The sequence below is a fragment of the Microbacterium sp. genome (assembly GCF_041909575.1).
Classification (GTDB): Bacteria; Actinomycetota; Actinomycetes; order Actinomycetales; family Microbacteriaceae; genus Microbacterium.
This window is the reverse complement of the sequence record NZ_JAYRDE010000007.1, coordinates 26,403-39,381: the sequence shown is the minus strand read 5'-3', so window position 1 is coordinate 39,381 and position 12,979 is coordinate 26,403. Positions and strand designations below refer to the sequence as shown.

Genomic DNA, 12,979 nt, shown 5'->3' with positions numbered 1-12,979 from the left:
GTCACACCCTCGGCGGCTCGGCGACCGGGCCGGTCGAGTTGTCGCCGCGCAGGCGCTTGAGCACGAGCTCCGCGGAGATGAGGCACATCGGCAGGCCGATCCCCGGAAGGGTGGACGCGCCGGCGTATGCGAGTCCGTCGACCTTCCGCGACGCGTTGCGCGGCCGGAACATGGCGCTCTGGCCGAGGGTGTGCGCCAGCCCCAGGGCGTTGCCGCGCCACGCTCCGAGGTCGGCGGCGAAGTCGCCCGGGGCGATCGTCCTTCGCACGACGATGCGCTCCGCGAGGTCGGGAACACCGCACCATGACGAGAGCTGGGCGATCACGCGGTCGGCGGCCGTCTCGATCGCCGCGTCCCCGCCGCCGTCGACGCCGCCGCGGCCCAGCCCTGGATCGGCGGGCACGGGGACGAGCACGAACAGGTTCTCGTGGCCCGCCGGAGCGACCGTCGGGTCGGTCGCGCTGGGACGGCACACGTACAGCGACGCGGGGTCGGGCACGCGCGGCCGCGCGCCGAAGATGTCGTCGAAGTTCGCCCGCCAGTCGTCGGTGAAGAGCAGTGTGTGGTGCGCGAGCTGCGGCAGTTCGCCCTCGACTCCGAGGAGGAGGAGCAGCGCACCGGGGCTCGGTGAGCGCTTCTTCCACCACTCTTCGGGATAGCTCTGCAGCTCGCGAGGGAGCAGCGTGGTCTCGGTGTGGTGCAGGTCGGCCGCCGCGACGACGAGGTCCGCGTCCACGTGCCGGCCGTCCGCCAGCACGACGCCCGTCGCGGTCCCCGACTCCGTCGCGATCGACGCGACCCGTGCGCCGGTCTCGATGCGGGCGCCGGATGCCTCGGCGAGGCGTGCGATCGCCGCGATGATCTCGGTGAACCCACCCCGGGGGTAGTACACCGCGTCGTCGAGGTCGAGATGGCTCATCAGGTGGTAGAGGCTCGGGACGCCGTACGGAGAGCCGCCCAGGAACACGGCGGGGTAGCCGAGGATCTGTCGCAGCCGGGGATCGGTGAATCGCCTGTCGACGTGCGAGGCCAGGCTGCGGGTGAGCAGCGGTGCGAGCTGGGGGAGGCGGCGCAGGAGCGCCGGGTCCCGCAGTCCGGCGGTGGTCTCGTACGTGTCGTAGAGGAAGCGCGTGACCGCGAGGACGTAGGCATCGCCCGCGGAGTCCAGATAGTCGGACAGGCGTGCGCCGGCACCCGGTTCGACGGACTCGAACAGGGCGGTCGCGGCATCCCGTCCCGATCGCACGTCCAGCGGCGCGCGACCGGTCGCCGGATCGGAGTAGACGCGGTAGGCGGGGTCGAGTCGCACGAGGTCGAGCTGTTCGGACGCCGTCGTGCCGAGCAGGCGGAAGAAGTGCTCGAACACCTCGGGCATGAGGTACCAGCTGGGCCCGGTGTCGAAGCGGAAGCCGTCCTGCTCCCACGAGCCCGCGCGGCCGCCCAGCTCGTCGCGCGCCTCGAAGACGGTGACCGACCAGCCCTCGTTGCCGAGCAGAGCCGCCGTGGCGAGGCCCGCGATGCCTCCGCCGATGATCGCCGCGCGTCCGGGCGCGCGCGGGGTCCGCGCGGTCATGTGCGGGAGTCCCGCGGCGAGAGTCCCAGCCACGCGCGCGCCGCGAGGCGGGCCTTGACGAGGTCGGGAACCCGCACGCGCTGCGAGCGGTCGGTCGCCGAGCGCAGTCGCGCCGCGAGCTCGCCGAACAGGTCGTGCGCGACGGTGACGGCGCGACGGCAGTCCGCGGGCAGATGGGGGATGGCGGCGGCCGCGGCGGCGAGGTCGGAGTCGATGCGGTCCAGCACGCTCTCCCGGGTGGCGGCGCCCGACGCCAGTCCGAGATAGTCGCGTCCCAGCGCGTCGGCGTCGTGGTCGAGGTCGCGCAGGAAGTTCACGTCCTGGAACGCCGCGCCGAGCCGCCGTGCGCCGTCGACGAGATCGGGCGCTGGGGTCTTCGGATGCCGCGCCCCGGCGTTGACGAACACCTGCAGGCACATCAGCCCGACCACCTCCGCAGAGCCGTAGACATAGGCATCGTGCGAGGCGTCGTCGTGGCGGCTCGTCGACAGGTCCGTGCGCATCGATGCGAAGAACGGACGGATGAGCTCCTCGCCGATGCCGCATTCGCGCGCGGTGCGCGCGAAGGCGTGCACGACGAGGTTGGCGCTGAAGCCGCGCGCCACGGCGGTGAGCGTCTCGCTCTCGAGCTCGTCGAGCACGCGCCCGGCCTCGGACGCCGAGAGCCCGGCGGCGGCGGCGGGGCCGTCGACGATCTCGTCGGCTACGCGCACGAGAGCGTAGATGACGCGCACGTGCGGTCGCGGGCGCGGTCCGAGCAGCCGGCAGGCGAGAGCGAACGATGTCGAGTAGCGGGCGATGACGGTGGCGGCGGCGTCCTGCGCGGTGCGGTCGTAGAGGTCGAGGCCGGTGGCCACGCGGTCGCGTTTGGCCGCGGTCACGGGATGCGTCCCGCCATGCCGTCGGCGAGATCGCGCAGGAGCGCACCAGCGGCCGGCGTCAGGGACGGCTCGAGCGAGGCGGTGCGCACCTCGTCGAGGGTCTGCTCGATGAAGGCCCGCAGGCGCACCGGCGCGCCGCTCTGCTCGAGGGCCGCCTGCGCTTCGCGCACCGCGATCGGGCCGGTGTGCGCGACGGCGAGGGCGTCGCTCACGCGGCTCCAGGACGGGGTCTGGCTCGCCAGTGCGACCAGCGGCGTCCGCTTGGACTCCCGCAGGTCGCCGCCGGTCTCGCGCCCGGCCTGGGCCTCGGTGCCGAACGCGCCGATGAGATCGTCGACGAGCTGGAAGGCGAGCCCGAGGCTTCCTCCCGCGACGGCGAGCACGTCCATGGCCCGGTCGGACGCGCCCGCCAGCACGGCTCCGGCCTGGAGGGGAGCGCGGAAGGAGTACACCGCGGTCTTGTTGAACGCCGTGTCGAACGCGTCCTCGGGGCTGGCGTGGTGCGACGCGACGCTGTTCTCGACGTCGGCGAGCTCACCCGCGGCCGACACGTACACCGAGTCGTCGACGAGGGCGTGGAGGCGCTCGCGGGCGACCGGGTCGACGTCGGCGAACGCGACCAGGCGCAGCGCCTCGTGAAGCAGCAGATCCCCGGCGAGAATGCCGGCTGCATCACCGAGCAGGGCCGCGCCCGCGGCATCCGCCCCCCGCGCGGCGGCGCGCTCGCGGAACTCGCCGGCGACGTTGGGGACGCCACGGCGCACGGTGTCGTGGTCGATCACGTCGTCGTGGACGACGAAGGCCGTGTGGAGGAGCTCGAACGCCGCGGCGACCGGGTACAGCGCCGGGGTCGCATCGGCATCGCCACCGAAGGAGCGGAAGGATGCCGCCACCAGGGCCGGCCGGAACCGCTTGCCCCCGCGCGTTGCGCGCGAGACCGCCTCGCCGAGCGCCGCGAACCGCGGCCCGAGCCGTGCGGCGCGCACGACGATGCCGGCGACGGCGCCGTCGATCGCGGCGTCGATGCCGGGCGAGGAGGGCAACGCGATCATGAGGCGCGTCGTCGCTGGGACACGGTGTCGAAGAGGTGGAGCTGCTGCGCCTGGAGCACGAGCCACGGGCTGAACGCCCACGGGGTGGTCTGCAGCGAGGCGGCAAGCTCCGCCGGGTCGACCCACCTTGCGTCGACGACCTCCCGCGGATTGAGCTCGGGCTCGTCGTAGGCGAGCGCCGTGTAGACGGGGCAGACTTCGTGCTCGACGATGCCGTTCGCGTCGGTGGCCCGGTAGCGGAAGAGGGGGAGGGCCAGCTCGATGTCGTGGAGGGTGAGTCCGAGCTCGAACTCGGCACGCCGGTGGACGGCGGTCAGCACCGGCTCGGCGGGCTTGGGGTGACCGCAGAACGAGTTGCTCCACACCCCGGGCCACGTCTTCTTGTCCAGGGCGCGGCGCGTGACGAGCACCTGTCCCGCCTCGTTGACGACGTGGCACGAGAACGCCAGGTGAAGGGCGGTGTCGGTGCCGTGCACGCTGCTCTTGGGGGCCGTGCCGATCGCCCGTCCCTCGTCGTCGAGGAGGACTACGTGGTCGGCATCAGTCATCGGCTTCCTCCCGGAGGTATTCGCTAGTTTATCTAGCGATATCGTTCGTCCGATGATACAAGGGTAGGGAGGGAGTGTCCACAATGGCCCAACCCTGGTCGCCGGAGTCGCCGCATGACCACGCGGTCCTGCAGGTGCTCCTCGCCGTGCGCGCCTTCAGTGACGCCATGGACCGCATGTACGGCGGCATGAAGGACGAGATGGACATGAACGTCTCCGACCTCTCGGCCCTGCGCATGCTCATCATGCGCGAGCAGGGCGGAGAGGTGGTGAGCCCGCACGATCTCGCGAACCACCTGAGGATCTCGACGGCCTCCACGACGAAGCTGCTCGATCGCCTGACGGAGGCCGGGCACGTCGAGCGGCTTCCTCATCCCACCGACGGCAGGGCGCGCATCATCGTGCTCACGCCGCACTCGCGGCGGACGTTCTCCGAGCACTTCAGTGAGCGGCTGCAGGCGATGCGGGGCGTCGCGGACCGCTACAGCGACGACGAGCTCGCCGCGATTCGCCGCTTCCTGGGCGAGCTCGGGGACGTCCTGGCGGAATGAGAAGAGGGCCCCCGCGATGCGGGGACCCTCTTCGTTTTGTTGCGGGGACAGGATTTGAACCTGCGACCTCTGGGTTATGAGCCCAGCGAGCTACCGAGCTGCTCCACCCCGCGGCACGAGAACTCAGCCTAGCACGGTTCTGAACGGGGTCGCGACGCGTGCACCCTCCGCTTGCCGCGCACTCCCGCCACCGGCGAGGATGAGCGTATGCCGACAGAGCCCCACCGCGAACCGGACGACGATCGGCAGGACGACCGTGCCGACGGCCGCGACGAGACGCCCGAAGAGCGCGCGGACCGCAATTGGAACGAGGTCCTGCAAGAGCTGCGGGTCCTGCAGACGGGCACGCAGATCCTGACCGGGTTCCTGCTCGCGCTCGCGTTCCAGCCGGCCTTCGCGGACCTCACCGACGGACAGCGCACGATCTACCTCCTGCTCGTGGTGATGTCGGCGCTCAGCGCGATCATCGCCCTGGCCCCGGTCGCGCTGCATCGCGTGCTGTTCCAGCAGCGCGCCAAGGCCGAGGTCGTCTCCTACGGGCATGCGGCACTCATCACCGCGCTGTTCACGGTCTCGGTGCTCATCGTGGGCGTCGTGGCGTTCGTGTTCGACGTCGTGGTCGGAGACGCCGCCGCCTGGTGGGCGCTGGCGATCCTCACGTCCGTGATCATCCTGCTGTGGCTGGTGGCGCCCGCGGTCATCCGCGCGCGTCGCGGGAACGGGGATGACCGATGACGGCCGCCGACGCGCTCGGAGTGGCGGTGGCGCAGTTCGCGCCGTCGGCCGACCGAGCGGCGAATATCCACACCATCGGGCAGCTCGCCGCTGCGGCATCCGCTCGAGGGGCGCGGGTCGTGGTGTTCCCGGAGTACTCGAGCTACTTCGTCGACCCGTTCGACGCGTCGCTCGCCGAAAACGCCGAGAGGATCGACGGGCCCTTCGTGACGGCGATCACGCGCATCGCCGCAGCGCACGACCTCCACATCGTGGCCGGTCTGCTGGAGGAGGCGGGGGACGGCCGCCGCGTGCGCAACACCGTGGTCGCCGTCGACGGCTCCGGACTTCAGGCGAGCTACCGCAAGCTGCACCTGTACGACGCGTTCGGGCAGCGTGAGTCGGACTGGGTCGAGCCCGGCGCCATCGTCGCACCGCAGACCTTCGCGGTCGGAGGACTCACTTTCGGGCTCATGACCTGCTACGACCTGAGGTTCCCGGAGGTCGGGCGGACGCTCGTCGACGCCGGCGCCGACGTCTTCGCGGTGCCCGCCGAGTGGGTGCGCGGGCCGCTGAAGGAGCACCACTGGCGCACGCTCCTGCATGCACGGGCCATCGAGAACACCGTGTTCGTGGCGGCGGCCGACCACCCGCCGCCGCTCGGCGTCGGCTGCTCGACGATCGTCGATCCGCAGGGCGTCGAGCTCGCCGCGGTCGGCACGGCCACCGACGTCGCAGTGGCACACCTCGATCCCTCGGCCGTGGCGCGCGTGCGGCGGGTCAACCCCGCGCTGCGCCTGCGCCGGTTCGGCGTCACGCCCCGGGTGGATTGATTTCCCCGTCCCGCGCGGCCGCGAGGCGCGCCGCCGCCTCTGCGAGCACGTCGGCGCGCTTGCACGCCGCGAAGCGCACGAGCGTCGCGTACTCGGATCGGCGGCCCGGCGTCGCGAACGCGGTGAGCGGGATCGCCACGACGCCCGCCCGTCGCGGGAGGTCGCGGCAGAACTCCCCGGCGTCGGTCGCCCCCAGCGCTCGGGCGTCGGCGACGGTGAAGTACGACCCGGCAGGCGTGGAGACCTCGAAGCCTGCGGACCTCAGCCCGTCGCCGAGCAGGTCCCGCTTGGCGCGCAGCGTGTCGGCGATGCCACGGAAGAAGCCGTCGCCCAGCCGCAGGCCGACCGCGATCGCCGGCTGGAACGCACTGCCGTTCACGTAGGTGAGGAACTGCTTGACGGCGAGCACGGCATCCACCAGGTCAGCGGGGCCGCTGACCCAGCCGATCTTCCATCCGGTGGTCGAGAACGTCTTGCCGCCGGACGAGATGGTCAGGGTGCGGTCCCACGCCCCGGGAAGCGTCGCGATCGGCACGTGCGGGCCGTCGAACACGAGGTGCTCGTACACCTCGTCGGTCACGATCACGGCGTCGTGGCGCTCGGCCAGACGCACGATCTCGTCGCGGACCTCCGCCGAGAACACCGCGCCGGTGGGGTTGTGCGGGTCGTTCACCAGGATCGCCCGGGTACGGTCGCCGACGGCGCGGCGCAGCTCGTCGAGATCGGGCTGGAAGTCGGGCCACCGCAGCGGCACCGTCACCAGGCGCGCACCGGCGAGCGCGGCCACCGCGGCGTAGGAGTCGTAGTACGGCTCGAACACGACGACTTCGTCCTCCGGTCCGTCCACGAGCGCCAGGAGCGTCGCGGCGAGGGCCTCGGTCGCGCCGGCCGTCACGAGCACCTCGCGTGCCGGATCGGGATGCAGGCCGTAGAAGCGCGCCTGATGCTCGGCGACCGCCTCGAGCAGGTCCCGGATGCCGCGGCCCGGCGGATACTGGTTCGCTCCGGCGGCGATCGCGGCGCGCGCCGCCTCGAGCACCTCGGCCGGTCCGTCCTCGTCGGGGAAGCCCTGGCCGAGATTGATCGCGCCGGTTTCGGCCGCGAGGGCCGACATCTCGGCGAAGATGGTGGGGTGGGTGGACCCGTCGGCACCGATGAGTCCGGCACCGGCAGCGGTGCGGCGCCATGCTCCGGGGATGTCTCGCATCGGTTCACGGTACTCGACCACCTCAGGCGGATTGCATAGTCGAGTCCCATTCACGGCATAAGAAACGCACAGCATCGGTGGGCAGTGTGGTCAGTGCTTGGCAGAAGGAGCAATCACATGAGCGACAACCAGGGCAACGGCCCCGCAGACCACACCCCCGCGGACGCGACCGCGAGCACGCCCGACGTCGCGCCCGAGACCACCCAGCCGGCGCAGCACACGGCGCCCACCGCGCCCGTCCCGCCGGCACCGCCGGCGACCGCGGCCTGGCAGGCGGCCCAGCAGGCGCCGCAGAACCCGCAGCCGGCTCCGCCGGCCGGTTATCCGACGCACGCCCAGGCCTACGCCCGGCCCCAGGGCTACGCCGGCCAGACCGCCCCGTACCCCCAGGCGTACGCGGGTCAGCCGCAGGCTCAGGGCGCCGCATTCGGCCCGGCCGCCACCGGCACGACCCCGACCGTCGCCGCCCCGCGCAAGCCGAAGAAGGCCACCGGCGCCGGCAAGGTCGTCGGGCTCATCCTCGCGGCCGCCATCGTGGGCGGCTCCGCCGGCCTCGGCGGCGCCTACGCGGGCGTCAACCTGTTCGCACCCGAGGGGACGACCCCCGCGGCCGGCCCGTCGAGCGTGACCGTGAACGACACCGACTCGGTCAACCAGACCACGGCGATCGCCGCGAAGGTCGTGCCGAGCGTCGTCACGATCGCCGCCACGGGCGACAGCGGCAGCGGCACCGGATCGGGCGTCGTGCTCACCGAGGACGGCTACGTGGTCACGAACACGCACGTCGTCACCCTCGACGGCGCCACCGGGGACGCGACCATCCGCGTGACCACCTCGGACGGCCGCGTCTTCGATGCCGAGGTCGTCGGCACCGACCCGACCTACGACCTCGCCGTGATCAAGCTGGTGGACGCCGAGGGCCTCACGCCCGTCGAGTTCGCCTCGTCGGCCGACCTCAACGTGGGCGATGAGACGATCGCGGTGGGCGCCCCCCTGGGCCTGGCCAACACGGTCACCACCGGCATCGTGAGCGCCCTGAACCGCTCGATCGAGATCGCCTCGTCCGCTGCGCCCGAGTCGGGCGACGCCGACGAGGATCAGCAGCAGGACCCGCAGGAGCAGGGCAGCCCGTTCCAGTTCGACTTCGGTCAGGGTCAGGCCCCGCAGGCCTCCGGCGAGTCGATCAAGATCGCGGTGATCCAGACCGATGCCGCGATCAACCCCGGCAACTCCGGCGGCGCGCTCGTGGACTCCGAGGGCAAGCTGATCGGCATCAACGTCGCCATCGCGACTGCGGGCGGCTCGTCCGGCGGCGCCGGCTCCATCGGCGTCGGCTTCGCGATCCCGTCCGACATCGCCCAGCGCATCACGGACGAGATCATCGAGAACGGCGAGGCCACCCACGGCCTGCTCGGCGCGAACGTGCTGTCGGCCGCTCAGGTCGAGGGCTCGACGATCTCGGGCGCGTACATCGAGGAGGCCGTCGAGGGCGGCGCTGCCGCTGCAGCCGGTCTGCGCAAGGGCGACGTCGTGACGGCGTTCAACGGCGTCCCGGTCACCGACTCCGTCGACCTCACCGCGCAGGTGCGCGCCGCGGCGGCGGGAAGCGAGGCCACCGTGACGTTCGTGCGCGACGGCGAGACGCAGACCGTCGACGTCACGCTCGGCACGCTCGAGCCGTAACCCTCCCACCGGCACGCCCGGTCGCCGCTCTCCCGAGCGCGAGGACGCCGCCCCACGATCCGGACCCGCACACGCGGGCGCTAGGCTCGCGGGGTGGCGTCCTTCTCGTTCGGCGCGGGGAATGCGCGAAAGCTCGCATCGCTCCCGCTCTATGCCGCCGGGCGCATGCTCACGCTCTTCGTGCCGCGTTCCCGCGATGAGTGGGTCTTCGGCTGCGGGGCCGGCATCGGAGACGGCGCACTCGCGCTGTGGCAGCTCGCCGCGGCCGACGGCCGCAAGGCCGTGTGGCTGGTCGGCTCGGCGCGTGAGACGGCGGATGCTGCGGCCCGCGGCATCCGGACCCTCCCCAAGTCCTCGCTCCGGGGCCTGTGGCGCACCGCGCGCGCCCGGGTGATCGTGGTCACGCACGGGTTCGGCGATGTCAACCGGTACGCGGTCTCGGGGTCCTTCCTCGTGCAGCTCTGGCACGGGATCCCGCTCAAGCGCATCGGGCTGGACTCGCCCGAGACCCTGCGGCTTCCCGGGGCCCTGGCCCGATCGCGGGCGGCGAAGCCGGTGCGCACGCTCCTCGGGGCCATGTTCCGCGGCGCGGCCCGCCGCATCCGCATCGTGCCCGCGGCGTCGCACGCGGTGCGCGGGCGGCTCGAGTCGGCGTTCGGCCTGCCCGACGACCGGGTGCCGGTCACCGGTGAGCCGCGCGTGGACGTGCTCTCGCGCGGCACCGCGGAGGACCGCCGCATCCTCGCCCGCGCCGAGATCGAGCGCGTGGCCGGGACGGTCGGGTCCACGGCCCGGCTCGTGCTCTACGCGCCGACGTGGCGGGACGGGGCCCCGGATCCCGCGGTGCCTTCCGCCGACGAATGGGCCGCGCTCGTGCAGACGCTGGAACAGCTCGACGCCGTCCTGCTGGTGCGCTCGCACCCGCTCGGGGCGGGGGAGTACCGCCCCCCGGTGCCCACCGATCGGGTGCGGCCGCTGGGGAGCGATCTCGCCGCCGACGTCACTCCGCTGCTGCCCGGCGTCGACGTGCTCGTGACCGACTACTCCTCGCTCGCCTTCGACTCCGCCCTCGTTCCGCTTCCGGTCGTGTTCCTCGCGCCCGACGTGGCGGACTACGCCCGTCGCCGCGGCTTCTACGGGCGGTACGCGGACGTCGCCGGTGAGGACTGGGCGACGGATTGGACCGGCGCCCTCGCGCAGCTCGTGGCCGTGCTCTCCGACGACGCCGAGCGCCAGGTCCGCCTCGCGCGGGCCCGCGCGCTGAGCGCGCGTGTGCACGAGTTCCGGGACGGCGCGAGCTCGCAGCGGGTGTACCGTGCGATCGTGGCCGGATCGACACGTGCGGCCGGCGCCGCCAGGAAAGGACGACGATGACCGACGCCCGCTTCACGATCGACGGCGGTGCGGCGCTCGTCCTCTCCGGTTCCGGAGCCCGTCCGGCATCCGTCGAGCTCATCGGCCGGCGGGCACGGGTCCCGGCGGCGATGACCGGACGCGGCAAGACGTGGAAGGCGGTGCTCCCGCTGCGCGCGTCGCGCTGGGGCGGCCCCGAGCTCCCGCTGCCCGGTGGCGAGTACGACGTGCGCGTGGTCCCCGCCGACGGCGCCGACGTCGCCGAGCCGGGCCCGGTGCGGCTGACGCAGCTGGGCACGGTCCGCGCGGAGCTGTCCGGCTGGACCCTGCGCGTCGGTCCGCCCATCGATCCGGCCTACGACTCCGGTGAGGGGCAGGACGCCCTCGAGCGCCGCTACGCCCACCGCTCGGCGCGCCCCGAGAACGCGGTCTTCTTCGAGAGCTTCTACGGGCGCAACGCCAGCTGCAATCCGCTCGCGATCGACCGTGAGCTGGCCCGTCGCGCACCCGGCGTGACCCGCTACTGGAGCGTCGTGGACCTGTCGGTCGCCGTCCCCGAGGGCGCGATCGCGATCGTCGAGGGCAGCCCGGAGTGGTGGCGTGCGCGCGGCGCGGCGCGACTGCTCGTCGTGAACGACTGGCTGCGCCGCCGGTTCTCCCGGCACCCCCAGCAGGTGGTCCTGCAGACCTGGCACGGCACCCCCCTCAAGCGACTCGCGCTGCACCGTCCGGGATTCGACCCCCGACGTATGGCGGCCGTGGTGCGCGAATCCCGCCGGTGGAATGTGCTCCTCGCGCAGAACGCGTACGCGGCGCGGATCCTCGGAAAGGCTTACGCGTTCCTCTCGCGGCCGGTGTGGGTCGAGGGCTACCCGCGCAACGACGTGCTCGTTACCGGCGACGGTGCCGCCACACGGGAGGCACTCGGCATCCGTCCCGGCGAGCGGGTGCTGCTGTACGCCCCGACATGGCGCGACGACCGCAATGAGATGGTCGATTTCGTCGATCCCGCCGCGCTCGCCGCCGCCGCCGATGCCGTCGTGCTGGTGCGCGGGCATTCCCGGACGCTGCTGCCGGGGAAGGATGCCGAAGGCCCGCGCGTCGTCGACGTGACGGGGTTCCCCGACACGTCGCTGCTGCTGCTGGCGGCCGATGCGCTCATCACGGACTACTCCTCGGTGATGTTCGACTTCTCGGTGACCGGCAAGCCGATGTACTTCCTCGTCCCCGACATGGAGCACTACCGCGGCGAGCTCCGCGGGTTCTACTTCGACCTCGCCGCCCACGCTCCCGGACCCGTGGTCCGGTCGCAGGAGGAGCTCGTCGACGCCCTCTCGGGGGACCCCGCCGATCACGCCGACCGGTACGCCGCCTGGCGCGAGAAGTTCAACGCCCGCGACGACGGCCGCGCCGCCGAGCGCGTGGTGACGCGGATCCTCGATCAGGGCTTCCTCGACCGGGACTGACGCCAGCGCTCAGGGGAGCGGGGTGTTGCGCGAGCCGAGCCGCGACGTGTCGACGGTGTCGTGCGCGCCGCGGGCGACCCCCACGAGGAATCCCCACCCCCACGCGAGGTGCATCGTGGGCAGCACGGCCGCTGTCCACAGCTTGTCGCGCCAGCCGTGCCCGCCGCCGGGACCCACGGCGACCGCGAGGATGAGCACCGCATACACCGCGACGGGGAGGTAGACGACGGATGCCGCCACCGACCACCAGCCGCCGAGCACACCCGTCAGTTGAAGGACGCCGACGACGAGCGCGAGCAGGATGTCGACCACGAGGAGCGGCGGGGCGAAGAAGCGCAGCGAGTTGCCGCGGCCGAAGCGGCGCACGAGCTCGCCGCGCCAGCGGCCGGTCGCCGAGAACTGCCTCACCAGTCGCGGCCAGCTCTCGCGCGGCCAGTACGTGACCGACAGTGCCGGGTCGAACCACACGCGGTAGCCCGCGCGCCGGATCCGCAGATTGAGCTCCCAGTCCTCGCCGCGCCGGATGGACTCGTCGAAGAGGCCGACCTCGTCCAGCACCGCACGCCGGATGACGCCGAGATACGCGGACTCGGCTTCGCCCTCCTGGGTGCCGCCGTGATAGGCGCCGCCTCCCAGCCCGATCGGGGAGTTGTAGGCGCGGGCGACCGCGCGCTGGAACGGGGATCGGCCGTCCGCCCTCATCACGCCGCCCACGTTCGCCGCCCGTACGCGCTCGAGCGTGGTCAGCGCGCGGCGCGCGTAGTCCGTCTCCAGCTCGGAGTGCGCGTCGACGCGCACGATCGTGGGGTAGCGCCCGGCTCGGATGGCCAGATTGAGACCCACCGGGATGTCGGCGCGAGGATTGTCGACCAGCACGATGCGGTCATCCCCGGCGGACAGGCGTCGCGCGAGCTCGGTCGTGCCGTCCGTCGACGGCGCGAGCGCCAGGATGAGCTCGGTCGGACCGTCCACGTCCTGTGCGAGCACCGTCTCGACCGCCCGCTCCAGGTAGTCGACCTCGTTGAGGACGGGCATCACGAAGGTCACCCCGGCGCGGGGAGGGACATCCGGAGCGTCCCTGCGCTCGCGCTGATCGACCTGCACGCGTCGATCATGTC

Annotated in this window: 12 protein-coding genes and 1 tRNA gene; 6 read left to right on the top strand and 7 right to left on the bottom strand. The window is 72.6% G+C overall.

Going from position 1 to position 12,979, the window contains the following annotated elements; translation table 11 throughout:
- Nucleotide 1 precedes the first annotated feature (1 nt).
- The 4 genes from crtI to idi are packed head-to-tail and all read right to left on the bottom strand — an operon-like array spanning nucleotide 2 to nucleotide 4,054.
- Entirely contained in the window at nucleotides 2-1,573 is a 1,572-nt protein-coding gene (gene crtI, locus ACE3O1_RS02225; protein ID WP_374311984.1) for a phytoene desaturase family protein, read from the bottom strand.
- Entirely contained in the window at nucleotides 1,570-2,454 is an 885-nt protein-coding gene (locus ACE3O1_RS02220) for a phytoene/squalene synthase family protein (protein WP_374311982.1), read from the bottom strand. The genes crtI and ACE3O1_RS02220 overlap by 4 nt, the downstream gene beginning before the upstream one ends.
- Complete coding sequence (locus ACE3O1_RS02215; RefSeq protein ID WP_374311980.1) at nucleotides 2,451-3,506, bottom strand: polyprenyl synthetase family protein; 1,056 nt, start codon at nucleotides 3,504-3,506, stop codon at nucleotides 2,451-2,453. The genes ACE3O1_RS02220 and ACE3O1_RS02215 overlap by 4 nt, the downstream gene beginning before the upstream one ends.
- A complete protein-coding gene (gene idi, locus ACE3O1_RS02210; protein WP_374311978.1) occupies nucleotides 3,503-4,054 on the bottom strand; it encodes an isopentenyl-diphosphate Delta-isomerase in 552 nt (183 codons plus the stop codon). The genes ACE3O1_RS02215 and idi overlap by 4 nt, the downstream gene beginning before the upstream one ends.
- An 83-nt stretch (nucleotides 4,055-4,137) precedes the next feature.
- Here idi and ACE3O1_RS02205 point away from each other — a divergent pair, with 83 nt between their 5' ends.
- A complete protein-coding gene (locus ACE3O1_RS02205; protein ID WP_374311976.1) occupies nucleotides 4,138-4,605 on the top strand; it encodes a MarR family winged helix-turn-helix transcriptional regulator in 468 nt (155 codons plus the stop codon).
- Nucleotides 4,606-4,644: 39 nt separating this feature from the next.
- Here ACE3O1_RS02205 and ACE3O1_RS02200 read toward each other — a convergent pair.
- Nucleotides 4,645-4,718, bottom strand: a tRNA-Met gene (locus tag ACE3O1_RS02200).
- A gap of 94 nt (nucleotides 4,719-4,812) precedes the next feature.
- On the opposite strand from ACE3O1_RS02200, the gene ACE3O1_RS02195 reads away from it, so the two are divergent.
- Together ACE3O1_RS02195 and ACE3O1_RS02190 are read left to right on the top strand one after the other, a co-directional pair.
- On the top strand, nucleotides 4,813-5,340 hold the full coding sequence (locus tag ACE3O1_RS02195; protein WP_374311974.1) for a DUF6328 family protein: 528 nt from the start codon (nucleotides 4,813-4,815) through the stop codon (nucleotides 5,338-5,340).
- Nucleotides 5,337-6,152 (top strand): carbon-nitrogen hydrolase family protein, encoded by an 816-nt coding sequence (locus tag ACE3O1_RS02190; protein WP_374311972.1) that lies wholly within the window; start codon nucleotides 5,337-5,339, stop codon nucleotides 6,150-6,152. The genes ACE3O1_RS02195 and ACE3O1_RS02190 overlap by 4 nt, the downstream gene beginning before the upstream one ends.
- Here ACE3O1_RS02190 and ACE3O1_RS02185 read toward each other — a convergent pair.
- On the bottom strand, nucleotides 6,133-7,359 hold the full coding sequence (locus tag ACE3O1_RS02185; RefSeq protein ID WP_374311970.1) for an aminotransferase class I/II-fold pyridoxal phosphate-dependent enzyme: 1,227 nt from the start codon (nucleotides 7,357-7,359) through the stop codon (nucleotides 6,133-6,135). The two genes, ACE3O1_RS02190 and ACE3O1_RS02185, sit on opposite strands and share 20 nt — an antisense overlap.
- Nucleotides 7,360-7,476: 117 nt before the next feature.
- Between ACE3O1_RS02185 and ACE3O1_RS02180 the strand changes: the two genes are divergently transcribed.
- The 3 genes from ACE3O1_RS02180 to ACE3O1_RS02170 all read left to right on the top strand — a co-directional run bounded on the left by ACE3O1_RS02180 (nucleotide 7,477) and on the right by ACE3O1_RS02170 (nucleotide 11,861).
- Nucleotides 7,477-9,042: a S1C family serine protease gene (locus ACE3O1_RS02180; protein WP_374311968.1), complete on the top strand. Its 1,566-nt coding sequence runs from the start codon at nucleotides 7,477-7,479 to the stop codon at nucleotides 9,040-9,042.
- Nucleotides 9,043-9,135: 93 nt separating this feature from the next.
- Nucleotides 9,136-10,416, top strand: a complete 1,281-nt coding sequence (locus ACE3O1_RS02175) for a CDP-glycerol glycerophosphotransferase family protein (RefSeq protein WP_374311966.1) — start codon at nucleotides 9,136-9,138, stop codon at nucleotides 10,414-10,416.
- Nucleotides 10,413-11,861, top strand: coding sequence for a CDP-glycerol glycerophosphotransferase family protein (locus ACE3O1_RS02170; RefSeq protein ID WP_374311964.1), 1,449 nt, complete (start codon nucleotides 10,413-10,415; stop codon nucleotides 11,859-11,861). Before ACE3O1_RS02175 ends, ACE3O1_RS02170 begins: the two co-directional genes overlap by 4 nt.
- 9 nt (nucleotides 11,862-11,870) lie before the next feature.
- Here ACE3O1_RS02170 and ACE3O1_RS02165 read toward each other — a convergent pair whose 3' ends face one another.
- The gene (locus ACE3O1_RS02165) at nucleotides 11,871-12,896 is read right to left on the bottom strand and encodes a glycosyltransferase (protein ID WP_374312010.1); all 1,026 of its coding nucleotides are present in this window, start codon (nucleotides 12,894-12,896) and stop codon (nucleotides 11,871-11,873) included.
- Between the last annotated feature and the right edge of the window lie 83 nt (nucleotides 12,897-12,979).